This window comes from Oscillatoria sp. FACHB-1407 (assembly GCF_014697545.1).
GTDB lineage: Bacteria > Cyanobacteriota > Cyanobacteriia > Elainellales > Elainellaceae > FACHB-1407.
The window spans coordinates 1-26967 of the sequence record NZ_JACJSA010000009.1 but is presented as its reverse complement, the minus strand read 5'-3'; the positions used below and the strand labels follow the sequence as shown (position 1 = coordinate 26967).

Genomic DNA, 26967 nt, shown 5'->3' with positions numbered 1-26967 from the left:
AGCAGGGGATTTTTAATTTATAGACCTAACAAAGCGATCGGTTTAACCGAATCGGCTTGCTGTCGAAGCGATCAAGAACGCGGCATAGGTCAGGATATAACCCACCGTGAAGTGAGCCAAACCAACCAAGCGAGCTTGAACGATCGAGAGAGCAACAGGCTTGTCTTTCCAACGAACCAGGTTCGCGAGAGGAGTGCGCTCGTGTGCCCAAACGATAGTTTCGATCAACTCTTGCCAGTAACCGCGCCAGCTAATCAAGAACATGAAGCCAGTTGCCCAAACGAGGTGTCCAAAGAGGAACATCCACGCCCAAACAGACAGGTTATTCATGCCGTAGGGGTTGTAACCGTTGATCAACTGAGCGGAGTTGAGCCAGAGGTAATCCCGCAGCCAGCCCATGATCGTCACAGACGACTCATTGAACTGAGCAACGTTGCCTTGCCATACACCGAGGTGCTTCCAGTGCCAGTAGAAGGTAACCCAACCCAATGTGTTGAGCATCCAGAACATAGCCAGATAGAAGGAATCCCAACCGGAGATGTCACAAGTACCGCCACGACCAGGACCATCGCAAGGGAAGCTGTAGCCGAAGTCTTTCTTGTCGGGCATCAGCTTAGAACCGCGTGCATCCAACGCACCTTTGACCAGAATCAAAGTGGTGGTGTGCAGACCCAGAGCGATCGCATGGTGTACCAGGAAGTCGCCAGGCCCAATGGTCAAGAACAGAGAGTTAGTACCACTGTTGATGGCATCCAACCAACCAGGCAGCCACACGTTACCGTGGTTCGGCCAAGCGGTGGTTGCAATGCTATCAGGGTTCGACAACAACGTATCGAAACCATAGAGCACCTTACCGTGAGCCGCTTGAATGAACTGCGCAAACACAGGCTCAATCAGGATTTGCTTTTCGGGAGTACCGAAGGCTTGCATGACGTCGTTGTGAACGTAGATACCCAGGGTGTGGAAGCCCAGGAACAGAGACACCCAGCTCAGGTGAGAGATGATTGCCTCTTTGTGATTGAGGACGCGATCCAATACGTTGCCTTTGTTCTGAGCTGGATCATAGTCACGAACCCAGAAGATTGCACCGTGAGCAAACGCACCAACCATCAGGAAGCCAGCGATGTACTGGTGATGGGTGTAGAGCGCAGCCTGGGTGGTGAAGTCCTTCGCCATGAAAGCGTAAGGAGGCAACGAATACATGTGCTGAGCCACCAGAGAGGTGATTACACCCAACGCTGCCAGGTGGATGCCCAACTGGAAGTGCAGCGAGTTGTTGTAGGTGTCATACAGCCCCTGGTGAGGCAAGTTGAACTGACCTTCAGAACGAGAGCTGAACAGACCTGCCTTAGAATCCAACATCTCTTTGATGCTGTGACCGATGCCAAAGTTGGTGCGGTACATGTGACCGGCAACGATGAACAACACAGCGATCGCCAAGTGGTGGTGAGCAATGTCAGTCAACCAGAGAGACTCGGTTTGAGGATGGAAGCCACCCAAGAAGGTCAGGATTGCACTACCAGCCCCTTCAGAGGTGCTGAATACGTGATTCAACGTATCAGGGTTCTCAGCGTACACACCCCAGTTCCCCGTGAAGAATGGTGCTAGACCAGCGGGGTGAGGCTTGACGGAGAGGAAGTTATCCCAACCGACGTGAATGCCGCGAGACTCAGGAATCGCAACGTGAATCAAGTGACCTGCCCAAGCCAACGAGCTAACCCCAAACAGACCAGCCAAGTGGTGGTTGAGGCGAGACTCAGCGTTCTTAAACCAGGACAAGCTGGGGCGGAACTTGGGTTGGAGGTGCAACCAGCCTGCAAAGAGCAGAACGGCTGCCAGGATGAGCAGGAATACAGCACCCTGATACAGTTCGCCATTGGTGCGCATCCCGATGGTGTACCACCAGTGATAAACGCCGGAATAAGCGATGTTAACCGGGTTGGAAGCACCTGCCTGAGTGAAGGCATCTACAGCGGGCTTACCAAAGTGGGGATCCCAGATCGCATGAGCGATTGGACGGACGTGCAATGGGTCTTGAATCCATTGCTCAAAGTTACCTTGCCACGCGACGTGGAAGAGATTACCCGATGTCCACAAGAAGATGATTGCGAGATGACCGAAGTGAGAAGCAAAAATCTTTTGGTAAAGATTTTCTTCTGTCATTCCGTCATGGCTTTCAAAATCGTGAGCAGTGGCAATCCCATACCAGATCCGACGTGTGGTCGGGTCTTGAGCCAGGTCTTGGCTAAATTTGGGAAATTTTGTTGCCATAAGTCTTAAATTGATCTCCTCAATTCAGCCATCAGCGATCAGCAGAGCCAGAGATTTATCTTAGGAAATTTCCGACCGCCGATGCTGATCGCTAGCTTACTGCGATGATTCGAGCGAGGAAGAATGCCCAAGTGGTGACAATTCCTCCCAAGAGGTAGTGAGCTACCCCAACAGCCCGACCCTGAATGATGCTCAGAGCGCGAGGCTGGATCGAGGGGGCAACCTTCAGCTTGTTATGTGCCCAAACGATAGACTCAATTAGCTCTTGCCAGTAGCCACGACCGCTGAACAAGAACATCAAGCTAAATGCCCAAACAAAGTGTGCACCGAGGAACAACAAGCCATAAGCAGACAATGCTGAACCATAGGAGCCAATCACCTGAGTTGCTTGTGCCCATAAGAAGTCACGCAACCAGCCATTGATGGTGATGGCACTTTGAGCAAAGTTACCACCCGTGATGTGAGAAACGGAACCGTCCGCATTGACAGTGCCCCACACGTCAGACTGCATCTTCCAACTGAAGTGGAAAATCGCGATCGACAAGGAGTTGTACATCCAGAACAGACCCAGGAAGACGTGATCCCAACCAGAAACCTGGCAGGTGCCACCCCGACCGGGACCATCGCAAGGGAAGCGGAAGCCGAGTTGTGCCTTATCAGGGATGAGGCGAGAACTGCGAGCAAACAGCACACCTTTCAACAGAATCAGTACGGTGACATGAATTGTGAAGGCGTGAATGTGGTGCACCATGAAATCGGCAGTGCCGAGTGCGATGGGCATCATGGCAACCTTGCCACCAACAGCAACGACGTCGCCACCAAACACAACACTAGCGGGAGCCAACGCATTTGGAGCGGTACCACCGGGAGCCAGAGTGTGAATGTTTTGGATCCACTGAGCGAACACAGGCTGAAGCTGAATCGCAGTATCAGAGAACATGTCTTGAGGGCGACCCAACGCACGCATCGTGTCGTTGTGGATGTACAAGCCGAAGCTGTGGAAGCCTAAGAAAATACAAACCCAGTTGAGGTGGGAGATGATGGCATCACGGTGACGAATGACCCGATCGAGCAGGTTATTTTGGTTCACCTCAGGATCATAGTCGCGCACCATGAAGATGGCAGCGTGAGCCGCAGCACCCACAATCAGGAAGCCTCCAATCCACATGTGATGCGTGAAGATAGAGAGCTGAGTGGGATAGTCTGTCGCCAAATAAGGATAAGGCGGCATGGAGTACATGTGCTGAGCCACGATGATAGTCAACGAACCGAGCATTGCCAGGTTAATTGACAACTGAGCGTGCCAGGAAGTCGTGAGGTTCTCATAAAGACCCTTGTGACCTTCGCCAGTGAAGGGGCCTTTGTGCGCCTCTAGAATTTCCTTGATGCTGTGACCGATACCCCAGTTGGTGCGGTACATGTGACCTGCAATGATGAACAGAACGGCGATCGCCAAGTGGTGATGCGCTGTGTCTGTTAACCATAAACCGCCAGTAACGGGGTTCAAGCCACCCTTAAAGGTGAGGAAATCAGAGTATTCACCCCAGTTCAGAGTGAAGAAAGGAGTCAAACCCTTTGCAAAGCTGGGATACAGCTCTGCCATCAGCCCTGAATTCAGAATGAACTCATGAGGCAGGGGAATGTCTTTAGGAGCAACCCCAGCATCTAGCAGCTTATTAATAGGCAGAGAAACGTGAATTTGGTGACCTGCCCAACCCAAGGAGCCACAACCCAGCAAAACTGAGAGGTGGTGATTGAGCATGGATTCCACGTTTTGGAACCATTCCAGCTTGGGCGCACGCTTGTGGTAGTGGAACCAGCCTGCGAACAGCATCAGAGCAGCCATAACCAGACCGCCGATCGCTGTTACATAGAGCTGGAACTCATTTGTAATACCAGAGGCACGCCAAATTTGGAAAAATCCAGAGGTGATCTGAATCCCTTGGAAGCCACCACCTACATCTGCATTCAAAATTTCTTGTCCGACAATGGGCCAAACGACTTGGGCACTTGGTTTGATGTGCAATGGGTCGCTTAGCCAAGCTTCATAGTTTGAAAAACGAGCGCCATGGAAGTACATCCCGCTCAACCAGATGAACACCACAGCCAGGTGACCGAAGTGTGCACTGAAAATTTTGCGTGAGATGTCTTCTAGGTCACTGGTATGACTATCAAAATCGTGAGCGTCGGCGTGGAGGTTCCAAATCCAGGTTGTCGTTTTTGGACCTCTCGACAGGGTGCGATCGAAGTGACCGGGCTTAGCCCACTTCTCAAATGAAGTAGGAACCGGGTCATTGTCAACCACAACCCTGACTTTTGCCTCTCGCTCCCGTGGGGTAGTTGTCATCAGAGACTCTCCTCTCTCTAGACAAGGAACGATGGATATCCCTCTCCCCAAGCTCTACGTTCAGCAACGATTCTCTTCTCAAACCATCCGTAATTAGCAGATGTTTTATAACCAGGCGCATAAGACCTAGAACGGGCACGTAACTTTTGTTAAGAGTTCGAGCTGTTTGAGAAGAGAAGCGGTCAATTCACTACCCAAAAGGAATTGGACTAGTGTTCTGACCAAACCGGGGGGGGTTTCCTAGAGATTATAAAGCGGTGCTGAATACCACTTTAATCAGAGTTAACAATAATTCAAAGTGGGAAAATCTATATTTACTGTGCTTTTCATCTTTGACCGATAAGCAGAAAGGGATTTTTCGATCAAGTTTGTTTACACATTGAAACATTTTATGATTTTGATAGAGATGAAACAATCGAAAGTCCGCCGAAACCGCTTGATCTGCTTCCCTTTCCACGATCGCCCCCACAAAATCTTGAGACTTTCTATGAATCAGATTGATCAAACCTTATGCAACTTAAGAAGAAATGAATCGGTAACTTTCTTGCCGTTCAATGAATAAATATCAACAATTTTTCACAAACTTCGTGATCTGCTGTAAGGAAGTTTTGCTAGTCCACCCTTTTTCTCTCAGAGGCGATCGCCCACTTGCCTTAGACCGACCGCTTGCCCGGTTTGGCATAAGCACCCAACCACTCCAGCGTGGGATTGAGTTCAAATAGTGTCACTTTAATCATGCCAACTAACAGATTTCGTTGCCTCAATGCTGTTTTGCGATCGCGTGCTGCCTTCTGTTGTCCTGCCCCGTAAGCCTCCCAGGAGCCATCTGTGAGCACAGTGATCCCCAAATCTTGAATCATCTTCTGCCGAAACCGCAGATGAATGTCAAGGAGATCCTTCAAGTTGGTATCGGGATGATAAATTCCAACCCCTTTAGGGTTACGCCACAACAACGCGATGCCGCTGCCGAGAGATGGCTCCCCTTGTACATGACTCAATGCCCAATCATCCGAGAGATAACTGAAGATGGCCGGATTTGCGATGGCCGTTTTTCCCGCTGCATCGATTATCTGTCCAACTTCAGCAAAGCAGTAATGGGCTGGATGGGCGAAGCATCGTGCCAGACCCTGTGAGGGTTGCAGCGCGTAGTCTTGCAAGCGAACAAAGCCTAAAGCTTCTAAGTCCTTGGTCTGCTGCTCCAACGTATTGACATTCAACTGAAAATCAAAGTCTTTGAAGTTAACAGGCTGAAAATCCAATTGATCAGGCAGCGATCGCACCATTCTCTGTTTAATGCTGCATACCTCTCTCCACACCGCAAACCAAGCCGTAGACACTCCCACCAAAACCGCATATCTCCAATTTAAGAAGTAGGCAATTACTGCGGTAAAGCCAACAGCCGAAATCAGGTTGAATCCGATGACCAACCAAAATTGTCGAACGCCACTACTGAGTCTCATGGGGGCTACCTGCGAATTGTGGGAACATTCGGAGTCTTTATCCGATATAGTGCCCTATGAGCAGACTTTGACGAACAGAGGGTTAATTCCCAGGAGTGGCTGAGGTGTTTTGCAGATATTGGTGGAGCAACGTGAAGCGAATTTTGGCAGTGGCATTCGTGATGCTGGTCAGTTTAACCACTTTGGGATGTGGCAATCCCCCTGTTACTCGCACCAGTGCCCCTAGTACAAGCGAATCTGCCATCCTGACGAACAGGCTCTCAGAGGTGGCTCCACCTGAAACCATTCAAGCTCTGCGGGGGGCATTGGAGATTTATCAACCCCAAGTCAAAATTCTCAGTCCCCGTGCAAATGAGGTGATTCAGAGCGATCGCATCTCGGTACGCTTTCAGGTCAAAGACCTCCCCCTCTTTAAAGATGAGGAGTTAGGGCTCGGACCCCACCTCCATGTATTTCTCGACAATCAGCCCTACCAAGCGGTCTATAACGCAAACGAACCCCTGGTCTTTGAAGATCTGACTCCAGGTACCCACACCATTCGGGCATTTGCCTCCCGCCCGTGGCACGAAAGCTTTAAAAACGAAGGGGCGTTTGCTCAGACCACCTTTCACATCTATACCAAAACACCTGACAATCAGCCTGATCCCACGCAACCTTTGCTCACCTACAGCCGACCTCAAGGGAGCTATGGGGCAGAGCCGATTTTATTGGACTTTTACCTGACCAACGCTCCCTTACATTTGATTGCCCAGGAGCGATCGGATGATGACATCCGTGATTGGAAGGTTCGCTGCACGGTCAACGGTCAAAGCTTTACGTTTAACGCCTGGGATGCCATCTATCTCAAAGGCTTCAAAACTGGCAAAAACTGGGTACAACTCGAATTACTGGATGAGAACAACAATCCGTTTAACAACACGTTTAATAACACAGCGCGGATTGTGACCTACGAGCCAGGTGGCGATGACACCCTCTCTCAGTTAGTCAGAGGCGAACTCTCTGAAGCTGAAGCGCGTGGCATTATTGACCCGAATTATGTTTATGTCCCTGAGGCACCTGCGCCAGAACCGACCCCCGAAGAAGCCCCTGAAGCAGCAGAACGGGAGCCAAAGATCACAGATTCGGTCAAATCCACTGAACAGGAAGATGTCGCGGAGCCAGAAGCCGGGGTTACGGATGATGTTAGTTCACCCACTGAGCAGCAAGAACCCTCAGAACCTCAACCAGAGGCTTCTCCAGAACCTCTCCCTAGTCCAGAACCTGTACCCAGTCCAGTTGCTGAACCAACAGAACCATCAGCTTTTCCGGTGGATGAGCCTCTAACAGAGCCAGCGGATGAGCAAGACAAGACGGAACTACAGGAACCGGGAGCCATCACCCCAACTGCATCTCAGAGTGAGCCTTCTGAGGAAATACCGGCGGCAGAGCAAGCTCCAGAACCAACCGAGGAGACTGGATCTGGCTCAGACGCGATCGCCCCATCATCTGAACCTGCAACTCCTAAGAGAGGATTTTTCGATCGTTTCCGGCAGCGGTTTACCCCTTCTCCAACTCCTACCCCCGTCCTGTCACCGGAACCCGTTACGCCTGAGCTTGTCGCCCCCAGTCCTGAAGCATCAGTGGAGGTAGTGCCCGAACCAGCAACAGAGAAGGGTCAGGTGGAATCTGATGTGGAGGAAGCGGTTCCTGTATCACCAGCGACACCCAATCCAGAATTGCCTGATTTTGAGGAGCTACTCCCTACATCTGGCAGCACCTTTGAGGAAATTCCTGCTGAAAGCCCTGTGGTTGAGCCAGGTGAACCGGAATCCATGCAGCCTGAACCCAGAGTTTCATCTCCGAATGAGGCGGAATCTACTCCCGATGAATCGGAGCGACCCTCTGCGGATAGCTCGAAGCGATCGCCCGTTCAAACTTTCTTCAATCGTTTCCGTCGCTCGGCTCCTACCCGCCCTGTGGCTCCAGGTCGTCGTTCGGTTGCACCTCCGTCCGTGCCTCCTGCTCCGTCTGAGATTCCAGAGGTGATTGAGATTCCAGAGCCAGCGACCGAGGTGCCCGATGCAGTGACACCCAATGTGGACACACCTGCTGAAGCGGACACAGAGAATTAGAAATTTTCGATAGGGGAAGCAAGGATTTGCAGAATTTTAGCCACATCCTCTAAATCACCGACAATTCGCCTGACAGGAGGAGGATAGACCTTGACCAACGTTGGGGTGGCAGCAATTTGGTCATTCTCCGCCAGGTCAGGGTGCTTGTAAATATCGACCACCTTCAGCGTGTAGGGATGTTTGAGCGATCGCTCCAGTAGATGGTGTAAGTTTTGCAGAATTCGCTCTGTGGCAGTGTTATTACCGGAAACGTAAAGCCGCAACACGTAGCCCTGTGCAGTTGGAGCAGGCGGCATCGGTGACCACGAGAGTTGAGAGCTTTTTAACTGAGCCTGAGCAGAATTGATTTTAGCCTGATCAAGCTGCACCACTAAATCATGAGTCTCCCATAGTTGCGGAAACTGGGTTTGGTAGGTTGACATGACAATCGGGTCACACAAATCCTCTAACCCTGGGATCGGTTTCCAGATCACATCCTCTAATCCAAATACTGCATTCAACAGCCCTTGATAGCGCAGCACGAGGGGAGAGGCTTCGGCATAGGTTTCAATGTGTTGAGTTTTAGGATTGAGCCAGCGATCGATTGTAGCCGCGTAAAAAGGCGACAAAAAATGGGGCAACTCGCTGAGTCCCAACATCTCTTGTAGCGTCGCACACAATTGTACATGCCAGCGATCGCGCTTGTGAGGGTCTATGCAATAGACTAAGTCTCCACCCGGAGTAAACAGCGCAATGCCCTTAAAAATATTTGTGGAATGGCTAAGTAAAGATGAGTCAGCCACAAAAGTTGTTAATCGAGGTTAGAGGAGTCGGAATTCCTTAAGGAATGGAAATTAAATAAGTTCGAGCTTTGGCAGGGGCGGGTTTTGCCATCCAATCCGTTGCAGAGTGCAAATGGATCTGCTAAACCCGTCCATACGATTTGTGGACTTACTCAATCTAAAGTCCTAAGAACTCCGACTTCCTGGCTATTGTTTAACCTAATTAAACACGACCTCTGAGAATTTGAGCCATTTCATTCGGTTTAGGCGACATCTCTAGAGCCGTCTCTTCCGTAATGCGTCCTGCCTCATAGAGCTTGTAAAGAGACTGGTTCATCGTACACATCCCATCAAAGGTGCATCGAGGAATGATAGCTTCAATCTCGTCGATCTCACCTTTACGGATATAGTCCCGAATCGCATCCGTGTTGATCATGATGTCATGGAAGGCTGCCCGTTTACCATCGGTCGTCCGACACAAACCTTGAGCAATCACCGCGACTAAGGATTCAGCGATCGCCACCCGCATCGGTGCCTGTTGGTCAGGTGGATACAGGTTGAGAATACGCTCAATGGTTTTAACCGCACTGTTAGTGTGCAGCGTTCCCATCACAAGGTGCCCGGTTTGAGCGGCTTTCAGGGCAGTGTTCACCGTTTCCTGGTCCCGCATTTCACCCACCAGAATGATATCCGGGTCTTCCCGCAAAGATGCCTTCAATGCGTTGTCAAATTTCAGGGTGTGCATTCCCACTTCCCGCTGTTTGATCAACGATTTTTGGCTCTTGTGAACAAATTCGATGGGGTCTTCGATGGTGATGATGTTCTTCGGCATCTCCTTGTTGATGTAGTCAATCATGGCTGCCATCGTGGTGGACTTACCGGAACCCGTTGGACCCGTCACCAGAATCAAACCCTTGTGATAGTGACAAATATCTTTGAAAACAGGTGGCAGGTTTAACTGCTCCATCGTCAAGATCTTAACGGGAATCAAACGGAGCACCATGGCTGGTCCTCGCATGGTGTCAAAGATGTTGATCCGCACCCGTGCGAAGTCATACTGAGCCGCACCGTCAAAATCTAAATGTTCCTTAAATCGTTTGATCTCATCATCCTGCAACAATTCCTCCAACCAACTAAAAAAAGTTGACTGGTCTGTGACAGGATATTCTGTAATGTCGATCTCACCGCGATTTCGGAAACGAGGCACCTCGCCAACCCCAACGTGAACGTCAGAGAAACCCTTGTCATAAGCCTCCTTGATCAGTTGCTCCATCGTTGGATGCCCTGGGCTTGGCTTGTTGCGGCTGGTGCTCTGCATCGGTGGCGGTGCAGCAGGGCGGTGCCCAGCAGGGGGAGGGGGTGCGGCAGGCGGCATTTTAGGTGCAGCGGCAGGCATGGTGGGGTTTGCCCCTGCGCTGGTTGAGGGGGGTGCTGCAACTGTTTGCGGTGGCATCATTTGGGTTGAGCCGACAGAGGCAGCCGCAGACCCCGGCCGAGCTGGAGGAGGCGGAGGGGGAGTACGGGGAGCTGGAGGGGGTGTAAGCGGTCGTTGTGCGTCTGTCATAGACCAATTCTCAATGAAAGGGTTTTGCTACAAGTGATAGCTTCAAGAGAAGGTGATTCAATTCAAAGGTGATGCAATGTTTATGCTGCTATTCTGCCTGGAATTACAAAAAATGCAAATAAGCAGCATATAACGTTTCTCTACTTATATCTACTTTTTTGGAAAAGCTTCACCTGACTCCTGAGTTTCACTTCTTTTTAAGGTGCCCAGCTATGCAAATATCGTTATCAATCGCACCCTTGATTTTATGGGCTGTGGCTGATTGCAGGAAAACCGGGAGGGTTTTGCAAGCTGTCTCCTCAAGCGGGGGCGATCGCTTTACGCCAGCTCAACCAGGGTTGACGATGGTTGGCAATCCTACCTCCTGTGTCAGAGCTGATGGCGCGCCAGTAGAGCAGGCTTAAACGCAATAATTTGATACATTTGGGTGAAGTTTTTCTACTTTGAGTTGAGAAAGCGACAAATCTGATCCCCGAATTCCATTAGAGTGAGAGAAGACTACGAGATCCCAGGTTAACCACTCGAAAGGTATTTCTTCCTATGCATTTGAGTGAAGTCACACATCCCAATCAATTACACGGTCTATCAATTCATCAGCTTAAGCAAATTGCCCGCCAAATTCGCGAGAAACATCTGGAGACAGTTGCCGCTAGTGGTGGGCATTTAGGTCCGGGCTTAGGTGTGGTAGAACTCACGTTGGGATTGTATCAAACACTTGATTTAGATCGTGACAAAGTGATTTGGGATGTGGGGCATCAGGCGTATCCTCACAAGCTCATTACTGGACGATACAACCAATTTCATACACTGCGCCAAAAAGATGGTGTTGCCGGATATCTCAAGCGATGCGAAAGCAAGTTTGACCACTTCGGAGCAGGGCACGCCTCCACTAGCATCTCTGCGGCATTGGGCATGGCACTGGCACGCGATTTACAGGGCGATCGCTTCAAAGTGGTTGCTGTGATTGGCGATGGTGCTCTAACGGGGGGTATGGCTCTGGAGGCCATCAACCATGCTGGACATTTGCCAAAGACTAATTTGCTGGTCGTTTTGAACGATAACGAGATGTCTATCTCTCCCAACGTTGGAGCGATTCCTCGCTATCTCAACAAAATGCGGCTGAGTCCCCCAATGCAGTTCCTCACCGACAATCTAGAGGAGCAGTTTAAGCACCTGCCGTTTGTGGGTGATTCCCTGTCCCCCGAATTGAGCCGGATCAAAGAAGGGATGAAGCGGTTGGCGGTTCCCAAAGTCGGGGCTGTGTTCGAGGAATTGGGCTTTACCTACATGGGTCCCGTTGATGGTCACAATCTGGAGGAACTGATTGCCACCTTCCAGCAGGCACACCAGCATCACGGTCCGGTGTTGGTCCATGTGGCGACCACGAAAGGTAAGGGATATGCGATCGCTGAACAAGATCAGGTCGGCTATCATGCTCAATCACCCTTTAACTTAGCTACTGGCAAGGCAATTCCAGCCAGCAAGCCCAAGCCACCCGATTACGCTAAAGTGTTTGCCCATACGCTGGTCAAATTGGCAGAAAACAATCCCAAAATTGTCGGCATTACCGCTGCGATGGCAACGGGAACAGGGCTGGATAAATTGCAAGCCAAATTGCCCAAGCAATATATTGATGTGGGCATTGCCGAGCAACATGCTGTGACGTTGGCAGCAGGTTTAGCGTGTGAAGGGATGCGTCCGGTCGTGGCAATTTATTCCACCTTCCTGCAACGGGCGTACGACCAGATTATTCACGATGTCTGCATTCAAAAGTTGCCCGTGTTCTTCTGCCTCGATCGCGCGGGTATTGTTGGAGCCGACGGTCCCACCCATCAAGGCATGTATGACATTGCCTATCTGCGGTGCATCCCCAACATGGTGTTGATGGCTCCTAAAGACGAAGCAGAACTCCAACGCATGATCGTCACGGGTATCAATTACACCGATGGGGCGATCGCCCTCCGTTACCCACGCGGCAACGGTCAAGGCGTTCCCCTCATGGAGGAAGGTTGGGAACCGTTGCCCATTGGGAAGGCAGAGATTTTACGGCAAGGCGATGACCTGCTGATGATGGGCTATGGCACAATGGTTCATCCTGCGATGCAAGCCGCTGAAATTCTCAGCGAACATGGCATTGAGGCAACCGTGATTAATGCCCGTTTTGCCAAACCCCTCGACACCGAACTGATCTTGCCTCTCGCTCGACAAATCGGACGGGTGGTCACGCTAGAAGAAGGCTGTGTCATGGGTGGCTTTGGCTCTGGAGTCGCTGAGGCAATTCTTGATGCTGGCATTGCAGCCTCCGTCACTCGGATTGGTGTGCCTGACATTCTCGTGGATCATGCTAAGCCGGATGAATCAATGAAGGCATTGGGGTTAACGGGTCCTCAAATTGCAGAGCGATTGCTGAAGCAATTTAACCCCCAACCTCAAGCAGTCGCTGTAAGTGACTAGTGTTGCAAACACAAGTTTTGCAACATAAGGGGGGTTTGGGGGCTTCGCCCCCAAGAAGGGGTAGAACCCCTTCACCCCCATCAAAACTTTCAGTTTGCTGTACTAGTAGTCATACCAAATCTCCGGCTTCTTCAGAAGCCGGAGATTCCAAGCAAGCATAAATGCAGGTTGAATGGTATATTCAACCCCATGTTAAGTTGTGTTGCCAACTGGCATTGCCAGGGATCTCAGCTATAACAGAAGCATCGTCACTCATTCCCGCTGACCTATGACTTTTACAAACCAGGTCTACCCCGTTGTTTGGTACGAAGATCACGTCTTGCTGATTGATCAGACTCGCCTGCCAGAAGAGTATGACCTTGTTCAAATTAGTCGCTCTGATGATATGGCAGAGGCAATTAAGACAATGATCGTTCGGGGAGCACCGGCGATCGGAGTTGCTGCTGCCTATGGGATGTATTTGGGGGCACGGGAGATTGAGACACGCGATCGCGACCAGTTTTTGGTAGAGCTAGAAGCGGTTGCCAAGCGGCTCAAGGCAACTCGTCCAACGGCGGTCAATTTGTTCTGGGCGATCGACCGGATGGTGCGGACAGCCAAGCAAACCATTGGCCCTGTGGAATATTTGCAGGAAGTGCTGCTGAAGACGGCACAACTGATTAACACCGAAGATTTGCAAACCTGTCAGGCGATCGGTGATCACGGTTTGCTGGCGTTACCTCCGGAACCACAGCAATTGCGAATCTTGACCCACTGTAATGCAGGAGCATTGGCTACAGCAGGCTATGGCACGGCGTTGGGAGTGGTGCGATCGGCATGGCGGGAGGGTCGGCTAGAACGAGTCTATGCCGATGAAACCCGTCCTCGCTTACAGGGAGCAAAGCTCACGGCATGGGAGTGTGTGCAGGAGGGCATTCCCGTTACCCTGCTAACAGACAGCATGGCAGCCCACTGTATGCAGCGCAAGATGGTGGATGTGGTTGTGGTCGGAGCCGATCGCATTGCGGCTAATGGCGATACGGCGAACAAGATCGGTACTTATAGCCTCGCACTCGTCGCCAAGGCACACAACGTTCCGTTCTTTGTCGCGGCTCCTTTATCAACGATCGATTTTAACTTAAGCGACGGTAGTCAGATTCCCATTGAGGAACGCGATCCGGTTGAGGTTTATCAGATTGGCGATACCCGCATCTGCCCGCCAGAGGTGGAGTTTTACAATCCGGCATTTGATGTTACCCCAGCGGAGTTGATTACAGGCATCATCACGGAACACGGTGTTGTAAAACCTGGAGAACTGGTCAACTTCCGGGAGAAGCAAGCCGTTTAAACAGAACTGTTTAATGGCAACTGCAAGGTCTATATGCCGTTATCTCTCAATCAAATTGAGCAGTCTCTAAAAGCGATCGATCGCCTTACTGATCCATCCAGTAGACGCTACGGGCGGCTACTCAACTGGCAAAATCCGCTGGATCCGTTCTGGCATTACGGCATTGGTTTGTCAGACACGCATATTTTTGATACGGGTCGTGGGTTGCGCCCCTTTGAAAAGTATGAGGTTGCAGTTTAAGAACCCAGCGAATGAATTCGCGGCTACTAGAGCGTAGTCCGCCGATGCGGACTACGGAAAATCAAGGTTTGACGAACTGACGCAAGTCGGTTTTGCTCCGATAGCGGCGGTTTTAACCGCCGAAATCCTTATCCCGAATTCACGTATTGTTAGGACAATTCAAGACCCATATGAACAAGGGGCTTAAGCTCCTTGTCCTACACAGTGTGAATATAGCTATAGCTGCGGTTTTAACTGCTAAGATCCTGATCCCGAACTCGGGTTAAATTTAGGCTACTGGAAAACTATTTCTCTTCCAGTTGAGCGCGGAGTTGCTCCAGTTCAGCGTCAACGCCAGGATTGGATTTGGCAGGACGACCAGCAGGCAGACTACCTTGAGCCGAACTGCCAGACAGTTGTGCTTTCATCGCTGCCAATTCAGCCTCGACATCACCACCGCTTTCCAGGGCAGCAAACTTCTGTTCCACCGTGTCTGCGCTGAGTTCAGCGATCGCCTCTGAGCGGGCTTCCAGTTGCAACACCTTTTCTTCCATCCGTTCAAAAGCTGCCATTGCGCCACTGGTGCCGACGCGCCCCATCATTTCGTTCAGCTTTTCAGAGGCTTTCGCCGAACGAGCACGGGCAATGTACATATCTTTTTTGGTTTTTGCCTCTGCCAGTTTGCCTTCCAGCTTCGTCATGTTTTGCTTCATCTGCGCCACAATGCCATTCTGTTGCTCTAGCTGAGATTTGAGGGTATCAGCCGTTTGCTGGTAGGTGGTGCGGCGAGTCAATGCTTCGCGTGCCAGGGTTTCTTCCCCTTTTTGCAGTGCCAGTTGCGCGCGGCGATACCATTCTTGAGCCGTGGTTTCAGCTTGAGCGGCTTGGCGTTCTGTCCGTTTTTGAGTAGCGATCGCCTGGGCTACGGCTTGGCGCAACTTGATCAAATCATCCTGCATATCCAGAACAGTCTGTTCCAAAATCTTTTCGGGGTCTTCTGCTTGACCCACCAGACTATTCAGGTTTGCTCGAATCAACCGACCGATTCGATCCAATAATCCCATAGCAAAACTCCAGAAGCTGCTCTAGTTTCATACTACACCAGCAACTCAATAGAGCAGTAAAGCCTTAGACGGAGAGAGCAGGAGGAAAAGATAACAGATGAAGGATCAAAGATACAAGTGAAAGGAGACAGGGGAAAAGCATGGATAGGCTCGCATGATGCAACTACCATTGAGTGGGTCAGGGCAAGCGATTCTCTCCTCGACCTCTCTCCCCGCTGTCTGCCCCTATCGCATCATCTTCTCAAACTGTTTTTCCCAACTTTCGTGGTTACCGCGAGCGACTTGTACAACAGGAGATAACGCCAGGATGGAACAGGCGATCGCGTTTGCCAGGTTCATAGGAAAGCGCATCGGTCGAGCAATATCGAGGAACAATACCGCTCGATAGCCATCCGTGTCGTTCCAGACTTCGTGCATGTAAGTGTCATCAAAAATCAAGCTCTTACCCTCTTCCCAGTGGGCGTATTGGTCTGCCACGCGAATGCGGCATTTTTCTCTGGGTTCTGGCACTTTTAAGCCGAGGTGATAGCGAATCAGCCCTTTATGTTTGCCGTAGTGTTCGGGAATATGCTTGCCCGGAGCCAGAATTGAGAAGAAAGCGACCTTCAACCCTGGAATCTTTTTGAGCAATTTGGTGGTTTCGGGGCAGCGATCGCAGTTCACTTTTGACTTGAATCCAAATGCCCAGAAAAAGTATGTTTTCCAGCGATTGTCGTTAGCGATTCTATGTTGCCGAGGGGAGATGTCCTGAAAATTGGGGAGTGCATCGGTATGCTCCATCACCTCATCCAATTCTTCCCGAATCACCTTCCAATTGGCTTCCAGGGTGTATGACCAGGGAAACTGGTCGTTTGTGAAGAAGACAGAGTTCCCTACTTTGGAGTATTTAGGAACCTGCCGCTCTAATGTTTTAATAACTTGACTGATTAACTTACCCATTCACGTCCTCACCCAAAGTTCAAACACAACATTATGACGTTGTTCTTCTTGATATTAAAGACTTTCCGGTGCGATCAAAACATCCCCGATTCGGGTGTGATATTGTTTGCCTAATCTTGCGATAAAACAGCTGTTTTAACGCGAAGTCTTGATCTGTGTCTACCTGATGTATCTATCTGAGGAGTGTTCATGTACCAAGGCTTGCTGGTCATCGATGCAGATGCTCATAAACTTGAAAACCCGCTGGTGATGTTGGATTATCTGGAACCAGAATATCGCGATCGCATTGGGTTAACCGTCGATCGCCTGAATGACCAGAGAATCAAGATTATGGACTTTAACCCTGCCACAGGTCAAAACGATTTGATTCGCTTGTTTCCACAGCCAGAGGGATTGGGTAAAGGAGGGTTTCGTAACCTGCACCCCCACACCACACTGGGGGCGATGTTTAATCGGGTACGGATTGAACAGATGGATGAACAGGGCATTGATGTGCAAGTGATTTATGGCACGTTTAACCTAACCTTCTCCTGCTTGGTGGACAAGGATCTGGCGATCGCACTCTGTCGGGCGTACAACAACTACATCGCTGAGGATTGTCGGGGCTATGGCGATCGGCTCAAACCTGTGGGCGTGATTCCCTTGCAGGATGTGAATGCGGCGATCGCTGAGATGAAACGCTGCGTCAATGAGTTAGGCATGATCGGCGTGATGACGGCTCCCCACTTGCCGATTCCCCATCCCAAAGCACCGCAAGCCTTCCCTGAGATTCGCACCTGCAAAGCATTGAGTCATCCAGATTTTCATCCGCTACTGCAAACCGCGGTCGATCTTGACATTGCGGTCGGTCTGCATGGCAACGTTGGTTCTCAACTGGTGGGCGGTCTGGCAGACCACACCGAAACCTTTGTCATGACCCATATCTTCGTGTTGCGCAATCAGCAACAGCTTGCCCTGGTGCGCATGATTTTTGATGGCGCATTTGAGAAATTCCCCACGCTGCGAGTCGGCTTCCTGGAGGGAGGTTGTGGCTGGTTACCCGATATGGCTCTCGCCTGCCACGAGCATTGGGAAAAGCGAATTCGTGACTTTGACCCCAAAAATGTCTATCGCCCCTCCATGATGGAGATTGCCAAACTCGCCATGCAGGAACGCGGCATCCATGACAGCGTCGGCATGATGAGCCAGGTGCGTAACCTGCTTGGCTTGCTGTGGAACACGGAACACAACTCCAACGCGATCGAAGATGCCAGCCTGTACGAACACTATGACCTGAAGCATCGTGACCCATTGGAGTATTTTGAGCGAGGACAGATCTTCGTCTCCTTTGAGTCCGACGATCCCTCCCCCAGCTATATGCCAGTCGCAATGGGCGATGTCGGCAAGCGACTCCCCTGCTTCTCCGCAGATTACGGTCACTGGGATGGCACCCTGTACGGTTGCGTTAGTGATGTAGATGAACAAGCCAACTACGATCGCGACCATCTGGGACTCCTCCTCGGTGGCAACGCACTAAACCTGTATGGCGATCGCCTGCGCAATAGCCTGCCAACGGCTAAAGAAACTGTGAGTGTGAGGGAGTGAGGGAATGGGGAGTAGGGAGTGGGGGCATAAGAGAGTAGGGGAGTGGGGGAGTGAGAATCGCCACTGACTACTGACCACTGACCACTGACTACTGACCATTACCCCTCTACCCCTCTACCCCTCTACCAGTCTCACTTCCGTCTCCACTCGCAATCCTGACAGGATCTTGCGGTCTTCGCTGATATGAGGGAATTTCAGTTGCGATTCCGGAATCCCACGTTTTAACAACCGCTGCCGCACTTCTGCAAAACTGCCGTGTTCCAGAATGCGCAGACGAGGAGGTGGCACTTGATCGCGCCGCTTCACTTCATAGGAGACGTGAATCTCTTTGAGGCGATGGTCAAATCGCGACAGGAAAGCTTTGGGATCGGGTAGGGTGTGTCCCGGTGGCAACTCAATATTGACCAGATAGGGAGCTGGAACAACGTCCTCCGACAACGTGATGCAGAAGTTTTCCAGGGGCACGTTAAACTCTTGCTGCAAGAGTTGCATCACCTGAGTGGCGTGAAATTCGGTGGTCTTTTCTGTAGTGGAGGAGAGCAACCCACCCAAGCGATGCCGAAACGCCAGCAGAGGAGCCTTTTCATAGAAGCCGAGTACCTCAACGACATCACCGATGTCATAGCGGTACAAGCCGTTGTAGTTCGTGACGAGGATGCGGTAGTAATGTCCGGGGATGACTTCCTCAGCCAACAAAGTTTTGGGTTGCTCAACTTCCCACTGGTCTTCGGGGATGAATTCAAAGAAACCATTCTCGATCGCCAGAATAGAGCCGTCGTTGTTGAAGTCGTAATAGATACCGAAGGTGGCTTCCGCAGAAGCATAAACGCCCCCAAAGATCGGAGTGTCGCCAAAATAGGTGGGGAAGCGTTCAAAGTAGAAGTCTGAGGTGCCGCCTCGGGCTGTGATGATAAAGGACAGATCGGGCCAGACCGATTTGGGAGTTAATCGATCCTCAGTTTTTAGGATGTGACGTAATTCGTCTGCCCGTTTTGGGTCAGCCGACCATATCTTTTCAAGCTTGACGCGCAGTTCGGGTTCTAGCTTGAGCCAGTGGGCGATCGCCCCTGTTTCAATATCTTGAATTAAATCCTCGGCGTAACACTCCAGGTAATCACACAGTCGCAATGCCAGCACCGGGAAGTTTGCCCCAATCACCGCCATTTTGGGATTACACAGGGCAAATAACAGACAGAGATAGTGCCGTGCTAGACTGTCGCTGGCTTGCAACGCCTCAAAGGGTTGGGCAAACACTTGCCGATAAAAGGGATGGCTATGACGCAGGTTGCCCACACTGACAGGACCATACTCAATGCCACCGCTGGTGCGTCCTAGCAGTTGTACTGAACTGGTGAGCAACATTTTGCCGATGGGCAAGCCCCATTTGCGAGCAGCAGCGGCGGCGAACCCCATACTGGTGCGCTGTGCTAGATTCAATACCTGACGCGATCGCTTCGTAACAGGCACCAGTTTTTGCTTCCCGGTTGAGCCACTGGTTAAATTCAAATACCGGACGGGGTCAGGGGTCAAAATGTTATGTTCACCTTTTGCCACCCGCTCAATATACGGTTCATAACGGCTATAGGGCAAAATGGGCACTCGTTCACGAAACTGATCAACTGTTTTGATATCCGCTAAGCCAAAGTCGCGTCCCAGTGCTGTGTTTTGGTGAGCACGGAGCAGAGTCAGCAAAAACTGTTCTTGGATAGCTGCCGTTTGTCGAGTTTTACGGACAAAACTCGCCCGTGATGCCTCAATTACAACGGTCAATAACGAGAGCAACGGATTTGTCATAGGAAAAGCCTCACACCAACTTACACTCACACACCAGTTCTAAGTCTGGTTATTATCCATCGTCATGATTGAGCTGCGATAAGCGTTAGCCCACTAGCCCTGAAATCATGACATCATCACATCCTCATACGGAATTCTATAGCTATTAGTTGTCTAGCTGGATAGCTATAGACGATTGATTTGAGCTACAAATCGCACCCTTTCATCAAGTCTGACGGTAGTCGTTGCCAGAACCGTATTGCCATGCCTCTAAAAGACGCTGGCAATAAAAACGCGGTTGTTCAGGTAACTGATTGATCCAGGGTTGTAATGGCTTCAAGCTGTGATACAGCCCGGCATACAAACCCAAGTTGAAGTAGTGCACCATCCATTCCAACAGAGTGAACAGCCCCACTTGCGGAATAATTTTGAAGACTAAACCGGGATGGGCGATCGCGGTTTGCAGGAGCGTTTTTGACAAAGCTGAGAACTTCACCACATCTTGCAGGAAAGGATTCAGCACTGTATTTCCCAGAGTTGCCATTTGCTGAAACACAGCCGTCAACAGCGCGTTCACCTGATTGGGGTCAACGGTTTGATTGACCTTTGCACTCATCGCTCGCTGAAAGAGCCAGGTGACAGACAGATTCGGTTGATAGGGTTGCAGCCATGCGAGGGCTTGGCGATCGAGCAAATCGGCTTCAAGGGCAGCATGAATTCCCGTTGTCAATCGTTTCAGGTGACGGATCATTGCTCCAAATCCACCAAAACTGAGAGGGGATTGGCTACCACTGCTGTCACCGACGGCTAAAATCCGATCCCAACTGAGTTTTAGGGGACTGTCTCGATAACAGGGAAAGAAGCCAAACAACGCCCGTTGAAACTGGAGTTGCGGCAACTCAACAGCTTGATATTGTGGCAACAGGTTGAGGTAATCGGCAAAAAAATCTTCCAAATTGGGACGCTCTGGTTCTGCATCCAAATAAGTAAAGAGGTAGGTGGTTCTGCCGTCTCGTGCTGGAAACGCCTCCCAAAAGTATTGGCACTGGTTTTGCATCGGCGTGAACGACACCAACAAATCTCCGGTGTCATTTTTGGGAAAGCCTTGAGCACAACTGCCAACCACTACACAAACAGCATCGGGCTTGCGCCCACCCCTCGCCTGACGAGCGATCGCTGAAAAGTGCCCCATGGCATCCAGCACAAGCCGCGCCTGAAATGACTGCCCTGCCTGAACATTGACCCCATTGGGATGCACCACCACCCCTGCAAAAGCGGTGTGCTCAAACAACTGTCCACCAACTGCAAGAAACTTATGCTTTAGCCGATCCAGCAGTGTCACTGGACTGACTCCAATATTGAGAATGTCAGTCACCCACAGGTCTGATCCACCTTCAAAACCAAGTCGAGCGGGATTGTACTCTGTGGCGATCGCCTCCTCCAGTTCATCCGCCGACAGCAACTCCAACTCCACCAGTTCCGCTAACTCCCGCCGAGAGATATTCCACTCCTGATCCCGTCCCCGCAACTCTCCCCGCTCTAATAAGGCAACCTTCCAACCTCGTTGAGCCAGAGCAACGCCCAGCAGAATTCCCAACGTTCCGCCACAAATCACCACATCCCAATTGACCGTAGTCAGAGGTTCCGAGTTCCACTTTACGACCTCTGTAAGGGTTAGAGTGTCTTGCTTATAACTTTGCCAGAGGCGATCGACCCGTCGCAAATTTTCCAGCGCATCCCCAGGAATCGACGCGAGAATCTGTTCTACCACAGAGTTGGTTGAAGTCATGGCATCAGAAGGAAACACGATCACCCCCTTGATCCTATCGTGTCTCTCTTCACTCTTCTTAATCAACCTTCATTAGAGAAGCGATCGCAGCGAAGCAGTGGGTTCTGAGGACTGAGGACTGAGGACTGAGCTACTCCCTTACCTCCCTACTCCCTCTCTAATACTTCCTGCCCCGATACATCCGGGTTGGAGGTGGGTCATCGGTTGGCAGATCCTCATCCGATAAGACTGCCTCAGCATCGATATCAACCGCCCCATTGTGGTTATGCCCATTGGAATTGAGCCGTTTTTGGGGAGAAGGAGGCGGTGGATTTTGATTGATAAATTTGGAGATGATGGAGCGATTGTCCTTCAATTTACTCAAAGGACCGGATGGTTCTTCTGGAGTAAGGGGAGGGGCGATCGCCGTATCAGGAGTACTGTTTCGCACTGCTTTGCCATTGCTCACCGACACGTCGGCACTGTTGGCTCGGCGTTCTAGCTCACGCTTGATGTTGAGCAATACTGAGATCAGCGACCCGTTATCCAACGCTTGTTCATCCAAAATCTTGAGAACCCGCTTCACCCCGTCGGCAACCGTTGTGACCAAATTGTCTGGGTCAAAAGCGGGCAACAGGTCAGCTGCCCCCTGCAACACCGCCCACTGTCGCTCAGAGGGAATGATCTCTTTTTTAGAGGCATTGACCAGCACAACCTTGATGTCAGGGCAATGGTCGCGACACCAGCGACAAAAAGCATAGGGGTTGAAATCACGGAGCCTAACGTCCACCAATAGCAAATCGGGTAATGCTAACCCTGCCTGCTGCAATTGGGTCAGATTTTCTTCTAAGTTAGTCTCCGGTGATTCCCAAATCACGGCAAGGCGTTGGGACTTCAAGACGGCTTGCCATATCAGCCCTTGAAGCCGATTGGGTTGAATCATTAACACTAAACGTTGCGAGTCAGCCATCGGTGGAAGTCAACTAGAGAACTGAACAGAGCGCACGCGAATAAAAATATATACCGCACATCTGGGCAACCAGATGCCTGGACGCTATTACAGGCTTGTTAATAAAACGGATGCAGCGGCATCCAAAAAATCGTATGAATGATAGTAAGGCACTGCCGATAACTCTTTCAGCAATTACAGAACCTGATCAGCACCCTTCAATATAATTTCTTCAAATCTTTAACGATTCCTAACACTTAATACCTGTTAATCCAAATACCAGAAGAAAACCGATTCAGTTAGTTGGTATCGTGCTAAGTCTTAGATGAACTTCTACAGCGAGCGATCGCCCTAGAGCTGATTCTTAGAGGGATCGAAGATAATCACCAAACTACATTACTAGAAAAATATTTGCCAATTAGTATCAAATAATGCATCTTTAAGAAGGCATTTTCGCCGAAGATGATGGATCGGATTTGTTAGGGACAACAAATCTGACTCGTAACACAAAATGCATCTACCTATCAAGAGAATCCTTAGCCTTAAATCTTGGAGGTATTGCAGTTCATGTATAGGTGGTTGCAGCCAATTGCTCAGAATGTTTTGGACTCTGCCAGACTGATTTTCAATCGGTCTTATTCCGTGAAAAACTGGCGGTTTTGTGCGTTAATTGCGGTAGGACTCGTATTTGCTTGGAGCAGTGCAGCGATCGCCCAGGAAGCTCTTCCAAACGAGATTCCGTTTGAAATTGAAGTCATTCTAGATACGATTTGGGTTGTTATTGCAGGCTGCCTCGTATTCTTTATGAATGCTGGGTTTTGTATGCTAGAAACTGGTTTTTGCCGCAGCAAAAACGCAGTCAACCTGTTAGCTAAAAACCTGATCGTTTTTGCCCTATCTACTTTGGCATATTGGATTATTGGCTTTGCCATCATGTTTGGAGATGGCACGGGTTTCTTTGGCACCTCAGGCTTTTTACTCCAGGGAGCAGACAACAGCCCCTTGACCGGGGATAACTATCAAGGCATATTTAGCTCATTAAGTTGGGCAAGTGTTCCACTTTCAGTCAAGTTTTTCTTTCAACTGGCATTTGCTGGAACAGCCGCTACCATCGTGTCAGGAGCCGTTGCTGAGCGGATCAAGTTTGTAGCGTTTCTGGTCTTTAGCCTCCTGTTGGTCGGCATTTCCTATCCCATCACTGGACATTGGATCTGGGGTGGAGGCTGGTTAGCAAAACTTGGCTTTTGGGATTTTGCAGGCTCCACGGTAGTTCACTCCGTTGGAGGTTGGTCGGGGCTCGTGGGTGCTCTGTTATTGGGATCAAGGCTTGGTCGTTATAAGGAAAGCGGTGGCATTGCGATGCCCGGTCATAACCTCAGCCTCTCGACTCTGGGATGTTTGATTCTATGGTTGGGTTGGTTTGGATTTAATCCAGGCTCAACCATGGCGGCTGATCCCTCTGCGATTGGGCACATTCTACTAACCACCAATACAGCTGGAGCAGTGGGCGGTCTTGCCGCAACCCTGACCTCCTGGATTTATTTAGGTAAACCTGACCTATCCATGATTATCAATGGCATTTTGGCAGGTCTGGTGGGCGTTACGGCTGGCTGTGCCTATGTCAACATCGGTAGTTCTTTCCTGATTGGCTTAATCGCTGGGGTGCTGGTTGTATTCTCAGTAACCATCATCGACAGCTTGAAGGTAGACGACCCAGTTGGCGCGATTTCTGTCCACCTAGTGTGTGGCGTCTGGGGAACCTTAGCCGTTGGGTTATTTAGTGTCGGACCGGGGGTCTACTCCTGGTATGGCGAAGGAGCAGGTCCAGCCATGGGAGTACTGCTGGGTGGCGGTATCCAACAACTCTTCATCCAACTGATCGGCATTATTGCTGTGGGTGGGTTCAGTTCCCTCTTTAGTCTCGGAGCATGGCTAGCTATCAAGGCAACACTGGGTATTCGTGTTTCACCCGGTGAGGAGCTGCGAGGGTTGGATATCAGTGAACACGGAATGGAAGCCTATACCGGATTAGTGGAGCTGAGAAAAGGTTAAGGGTTTGGAGCAGTAAGGGGGATGGGGTAATAGGGGGATGGGGCACTCCCTACTCCCTACTCCCCATTCCCCTCCTACTGAGCGGGTTGCAAATTCTCCAACCCAGTTGTCACTCTTGCAGTCTCGATGCGATCGCCCTGTTGAATCTGATCAACAACATCCATTCCGGCTGTAACTTTGCCGAAGACAGCGTAACTGCCGTCCAGAAAGGCTAAGTTCGCTAAGGCAAAGTAAAACTGGGAGGAAGCGGAGTCGGGAAATTGCGATCGCGCCATTGCCACTGCGCCCCGTTCATGTCTTAAAACCGGAGGCTCAGAGATCGGTTGACCATAGACTGGCTCTGTTGCACCCTCTGGTTTAATTTCCAGGGGAATATATCGCTCTGCGTTTGTGGTTGGATCGGTGTAACCACCCGTTCCTAGTTGGGCGATCGGGAAGCTAGGGTCTTTGCTTTGAGGGTCGCCCCCCTGCACCACAAAGGGTTCTGGCTGCCGAATCACGCGATGAAATGCTAACCCGTCGTATACGCCCTGGCTGACTAAATCAACAAAATTACCCGCCGTAACAGGGGCATTGTCTCCATCCACCTCAATCGTGATCGGTGAACCCTTGACGACCATTTCCACCGTCGCTTTTCCCTGCAAACGGCGTAATCCCGAAACAGCGGAGTTTGGCGAGTTAGCAGGTGTAGGGGTTGCCGACGGAGTGGGCGAGGTCTGAGCCGTAGTTGACTCAGGAGAAGGACTCGCCACAGGTGTGCTGCCCTGAAAGGAGCATCCACCCAGCAATACAGCCCCTATCAGCAGGGCAGTCATAAACCATTGACGAATTCGCATAGGTTAATTCTCCACTTCAACACATTCCACTGACGATTCTGCCACGCCCAAAGTTACCACTTGCATTCCTAAAGTGAGAAGTCAGCAAGACAGAAATTAGCTAAACCTCAGCATCCGTCCTGGTTTAATCCCATCCAGAAATATTTTGCGAAGGCTCTGCCTCAGGAGTACCTTTCTTGCATGTGATGAAGAGGGGCTACAGCCCTTCCAGGGGAACTCTCAAAAACCGAGCGAGTTCTGCACCTTGAGTCTCTAATTCCGACAACGCCATTGGCTGCCCCACACGAGTTAGAGGGATATCGCCTTTCCCTTTGATTCGCAAGTACAGCGCACGACGTGGGTTCAACCCTTCCCGAACTGTCACATTCACCGCTTGAACGTCTTCAATTTTGTGGTCTAGCTCAATGCGGCGATTCTTTCCAGGAAATCCCCACCGAAAAATCTTTACCGTTCCTGTCTCCCGATTAAATTCGTTATACCCGCCCCCAACATCCCACAGGATAATCAGCCACAAATACAGAGACAGCAGTAAACCCGCCGCTCCGTAAAGCCCCATTACCAAACCTTGAGGGACAAAAATCAATTCCGTTGCATCCGTAAAGGGCAAAAGATTGACATGCAAATAGCTGGAAACGCTGGACAGCAAGAAGCCAGAGGCTCCCAGTGAAATAATGGTTGCCCACCAATAGTTGCTAAAACGACGAGCACCGATTACTCGTTGGCGCAATAAATAATTCTCAGTGGATGTAGTCGATGCAGTCATGGGAGATTGCTAAAAAGGTTTAGAGATTCACAAGGGTTAGAAATTCACGAGGTCAAACAACTTGACCACTCATTTCATCTATTATCTACCGCAGTAACCCTTCTGGACTAAATGAAGTTGGCAATCAAGGACGTGGTTATAACGGCTTAGGGTTGAAAGTGGCATCGAACAAACAGTGAGAGGCATCAGGAACAGATATTCTCGTGTTGCGAACTGGGTGGAAGTTATACAACTCTGCTTGCTATTCCCTCACTTCTTCGTTCCTCTTCTCTCACAGAGCACATCTTATCTAAATAGGAATAAATACTTACTCTTTAACTTCCACTAATTCTGAGTTGCTGAGAAATTACGTATCAGATTGTAAAATTTATCGTCTCTCCTTATCATATAGAAACATTCAATCCATCCTGGTATCCCTCATCTGGCATTCTTAAATGTAGATGAGGCGGTGAACTGGATCTGGCAGAGGCATTTAGCCCGCGCCTGAGCGTAGTGAACGCTATGTCCGGCGAACCGCGCCAGAATCCAACTCCAAAGCTCGCTCCTACAGATGCTTTCCCTCCTGGTGAAAGCTCTACACTGTAAGGATTTAGAGCACTCCCTGCAATATTAAGAGGTTATGAGATGACCATAGCAATGGGGCGCGCGCAAGCAGAGCGAGGATGGTTTGACGTCCTCGATGACTGGCTCAAGCGCGACAGATTTGTATTCGTCGGCTGGTCAGG

General features: G+C 50.4%; 18 protein-coding genes. 6 read left to right on the top strand and 12 right to left on the bottom strand.

Going from position 1 to position 26967, the window contains the following annotated elements; all coding sequences use genetic code 11:
• Nucleotides 1–42: 42 nt before the first annotated feature.
• The 3 genes from psaB to H6G89_RS16020 all read right to left on the bottom strand — a co-directional run bounded on the left by psaB (nucleotide 43) and on the right by H6G89_RS16020 (nucleotide 6078).
• Nucleotides 43–2271, bottom strand: coding sequence for a photosystem I core protein PsaB (gene psaB / locus H6G89_RS16030; protein WP_190508106.1), 2229 nt, complete (start codon nucleotides 2269–2271; stop codon nucleotides 43–45).
• Between the two features lie 91 nt (nucleotides 2272–2362).
• A complete protein-coding gene (gene psaA, locus H6G89_RS16025; RefSeq protein WP_190508104.1) occupies nucleotides 2363–4618 on the bottom strand; it encodes a photosystem I core protein PsaA in 2256 nt (751 codons plus the stop codon).
• A 653-nt stretch (nucleotides 4619–5271) separates the two neighbouring features.
• On the bottom strand, nucleotides 5272–6078 hold the full coding sequence (locus H6G89_RS16020) for a hypothetical protein (RefSeq protein ID WP_190508103.1): 807 nt from the start codon (nucleotides 6076–6078) through the stop codon (nucleotides 5272–5274).
• Nucleotides 6079–6209: 131 nt separating this feature from the next.
• Here H6G89_RS16020 and H6G89_RS16015 point away from each other — a divergent pair, with 131 nt between their 5' ends.
• Nucleotides 6210–8189, top strand: coding sequence for a hypothetical protein (locus tag H6G89_RS16015; RefSeq protein WP_190508100.1), 1980 nt, complete (start codon nucleotides 6210–6212; stop codon nucleotides 8187–8189).
• Here H6G89_RS16015 and H6G89_RS16010 read toward each other — a convergent pair.
• Nucleotides 8186–8971, bottom strand: coding sequence for a circadian clock KaiB family protein (locus tag H6G89_RS16010; RefSeq protein ID WP_190508099.1), 786 nt, complete (start codon nucleotides 8969–8971; stop codon nucleotides 8186–8188). The genes H6G89_RS16015 and H6G89_RS16010 overlap by 4 nt on opposite strands.
• Before the next feature lie 202 nt (nucleotides 8972–9173).
• Nucleotides 9174–10514: a type IV pilus twitching motility protein PilT gene (locus H6G89_RS16005; RefSeq protein ID WP_190508097.1), complete on the bottom strand. Its 1341-nt coding sequence runs from the start codon at nucleotides 10512–10514 to the stop codon at nucleotides 9174–9176.
• 540 nt (nucleotides 10515–11054) lie between these two features.
• On the opposite strand from H6G89_RS16005, the gene dxs reads away from it, so the two are divergent.
• The 3 genes from dxs (at nucleotide 11055) to H6G89_RS15990 (ending at nucleotide 14535) form a co-directional block, all read left to right on the top strand.
• On the top strand, nucleotides 11055–12968 hold the full coding sequence (gene dxs, locus H6G89_RS16000) for a 1-deoxy-D-xylulose-5-phosphate synthase (protein WP_190508094.1): 1914 nt from the start codon (nucleotides 11055–11057) through the stop codon (nucleotides 12966–12968).
• 268 nt (nucleotides 12969–13236) lie between these two features.
• A complete protein-coding gene (mtnA, locus tag H6G89_RS15995; protein ID WP_190508093.1) occupies nucleotides 13237–14295 on the top strand; it encodes an S-methyl-5-thioribose-1-phosphate isomerase in 1059 nt (352 codons plus the stop codon).
• Between the two features lie 33 nt (nucleotides 14296–14328).
• Complete coding sequence (locus H6G89_RS15990; RefSeq protein WP_199336753.1) at nucleotides 14329–14535, top strand: hypothetical protein; 207 nt, start codon at nucleotides 14329–14331, stop codon at nucleotides 14533–14535.
• Between the two features lie 284 nt (nucleotides 14536–14819).
• Here the strand turns inward: H6G89_RS15990 and H6G89_RS15985 are convergent, their stop codons facing one another.
• Both H6G89_RS15985 and H6G89_RS15980 read right to left on the bottom strand, forming a co-directional pair.
• Nucleotides 14820–15578 (bottom strand): PspA/IM30 family protein, encoded by a 759-nt coding sequence (locus H6G89_RS15985; RefSeq protein WP_190508091.1) that lies wholly within the window; start codon nucleotides 15576–15578, stop codon nucleotides 14820–14822.
• Between the two features lie 225 nt (nucleotides 15579–15803).
• Nucleotides 15804–16517, bottom strand: a complete 714-nt coding sequence (locus tag H6G89_RS15980) for an aspartyl/asparaginyl beta-hydroxylase domain-containing protein (protein WP_190508089.1) — start codon at nucleotides 16515–16517, stop codon at nucleotides 15804–15806.
• Between the two features lie 189 nt (nucleotides 16518–16706).
• On the opposite strand from H6G89_RS15980, the gene H6G89_RS15975 reads away from it, so the two are divergent.
• On the top strand, nucleotides 16707–18101 hold the full coding sequence (locus tag H6G89_RS15975) for an amidohydrolase family protein (protein ID WP_190508088.1): 1395 nt from the start codon (nucleotides 16707–16709) through the stop codon (nucleotides 18099–18101).
• Between the two features lie 114 nt (nucleotides 18102–18215).
• On the opposite strand, the gene H6G89_RS15970 is transcribed toward H6G89_RS15975, so the two are convergent.
• The 3 genes from H6G89_RS15970 to H6G89_RS15960 all read right to left on the bottom strand — a co-directional run bounded on the left by H6G89_RS15970 (nucleotide 18216) and on the right by H6G89_RS15960 (nucleotide 22612).
• Nucleotides 18216–19895 carry a GH3 auxin-responsive promoter family protein gene (locus tag H6G89_RS15970; protein WP_190508086.1) on the bottom strand — a complete coding sequence of 560 codons (1680 nt, stop codon included), beginning with the start codon at nucleotides 19893–19895 and terminating at the stop codon, nucleotides 18216–18218.
• 205 nt (nucleotides 19896–20100) lie between these two features.
• On the bottom strand, nucleotides 20101–21663 hold the full coding sequence (locus H6G89_RS15965; protein WP_190508084.1) for an NAD(P)/FAD-dependent oxidoreductase: 1563 nt from the start codon (nucleotides 21661–21663) through the stop codon (nucleotides 20101–20103).
• Between the two features lie 157 nt (nucleotides 21664–21820).
• Nucleotides 21821–22612: a response regulator gene (locus H6G89_RS15960; RefSeq protein WP_190508082.1), complete on the bottom strand. Its 792-nt coding sequence runs from the start codon at nucleotides 22610–22612 to the stop codon at nucleotides 21821–21823.
• 546 nt (nucleotides 22613–23158) lie between these two features.
• Here H6G89_RS15960 and H6G89_RS15955 point away from each other — a divergent pair.
• Nucleotides 23159–24643, top strand: a complete 1485-nt coding sequence (locus H6G89_RS15955; RefSeq protein WP_190508080.1) for an ammonium transporter — start codon at nucleotides 23159–23161, stop codon at nucleotides 24641–24643.
• A gap of 74 nt (nucleotides 24644–24717) precedes the next feature.
• Here H6G89_RS15955 and H6G89_RS15950 read toward each other — a convergent pair whose 3' ends face one another.
• On the bottom strand, nucleotides 24718–25479 hold the full coding sequence (locus H6G89_RS15950; protein WP_190508078.1) for a peptidylprolyl isomerase: 762 nt from the start codon (nucleotides 25477–25479) through the stop codon (nucleotides 24718–24720).
• 196 nt (nucleotides 25480–25675) lie between these two features.
• On the bottom strand, nucleotides 25676–26242 hold the full coding sequence (locus H6G89_RS15945; RefSeq protein WP_190508076.1) for a photosystem I assembly protein Ycf4: 567 nt from the start codon (nucleotides 26240–26242) through the stop codon (nucleotides 25676–25678).
• Nucleotides 26243–26967 lie beyond the last annotated feature (725 nt).

Bases quoted from the DNA above. Each gene is read 5' to 3' on its own strand.
- H6G89_RS15965 (WP_190508084.1), bottom strand. From the start codon at position 21,663: ATGACTTCAACCAACTCTGTGGTAGAACAGATTCTCGCGTCGATTCCT.
- H6G89_RS16020 (WP_190508103.1), bottom strand. From the start codon at position 6,078: ATGAGACTCAGTAGTGGCGTTCGACAATTTTGGTTGGTCATCGGATTC.
- H6G89_RS15975 (WP_190508088.1), top strand. From the start codon at position 16,707: ATGTACCAAGGCTTGCTGGTCATCGATGCAGATGCTCATAAACTTGAA.
- psaB (WP_190508106.1), bottom strand. From the start codon at position 2,271: ATGGCAACAAAATTTCCCAAATTTAGCCAAGACCTGGCTCAAGACCCG.
- H6G89_RS15955 (WP_190508080.1), top strand. From the start codon at position 23,159: ATGTATAGGTGGTTGCAGCCAATTGCTCAGAATGTTTTGGACTCTGCC.
- psaA (WP_190508104.1), bottom strand. From the start codon at position 4,618: ATGACAACTACCCCACGGGAGCGAGAGGCAAAAGTCAGGGTTGTGGTT.
- H6G89_RS15980 (WP_190508089.1), bottom strand. From the start codon at position 16,517: ATGGGTAAGTTAATCAGTCAAGTTATTAAAACATTAGAGCGGCAGGTT.
- H6G89_RS15990 (WP_199336753.1), top strand. From the start codon at position 14,329: ATGCCGTTATCTCTCAATCAAATTGAGCAGTCTCTAAAAGCGATCGAT.
- H6G89_RS15945 (WP_190508076.1), bottom strand. From the start codon at position 26,242: ATGACTGCATCGACTACATCCACTGAGAATTATTTATTGCGCCAACGA.
- mtnA (WP_190508093.1), top strand. From the start codon at position 13,237: ATGACTTTTACAAACCAGGTCTACCCCGTTGTTTGGTACGAAGATCAC.
- H6G89_RS15960 (WP_190508082.1), bottom strand. From the start codon at position 22,612: ATGGCTGACTCGCAACGTTTAGTGTTAATGATTCAACCCAATCGGCTT.
- H6G89_RS15985 (WP_190508091.1), bottom strand. From the start codon at position 15,578: ATGGGATTATTGGATCGAATCGGTCGGTTGATTCGAGCAAACCTGAAT.
- dxs (WP_190508094.1), top strand. From the start codon at position 11,055: ATGCATTTGAGTGAAGTCACACATCCCAATCAATTACACGGTCTATCA.
- H6G89_RS16005 (WP_190508097.1), bottom strand. From the start codon at position 10,514: ATGACAGACGCACAACGACCGCTTACACCCCCTCCAGCTCCCCGTACT.
- H6G89_RS15970 (WP_190508086.1), bottom strand. From the start codon at position 19,895: ATGACAAATCCGTTGCTCTCGTTATTGACCGTTGTAATTGAGGCATCA.
- H6G89_RS15950 (WP_190508078.1), bottom strand. From the start codon at position 25,479: ATGCGAATTCGTCAATGGTTTATGACTGCCCTGCTGATAGGGGCTGTA.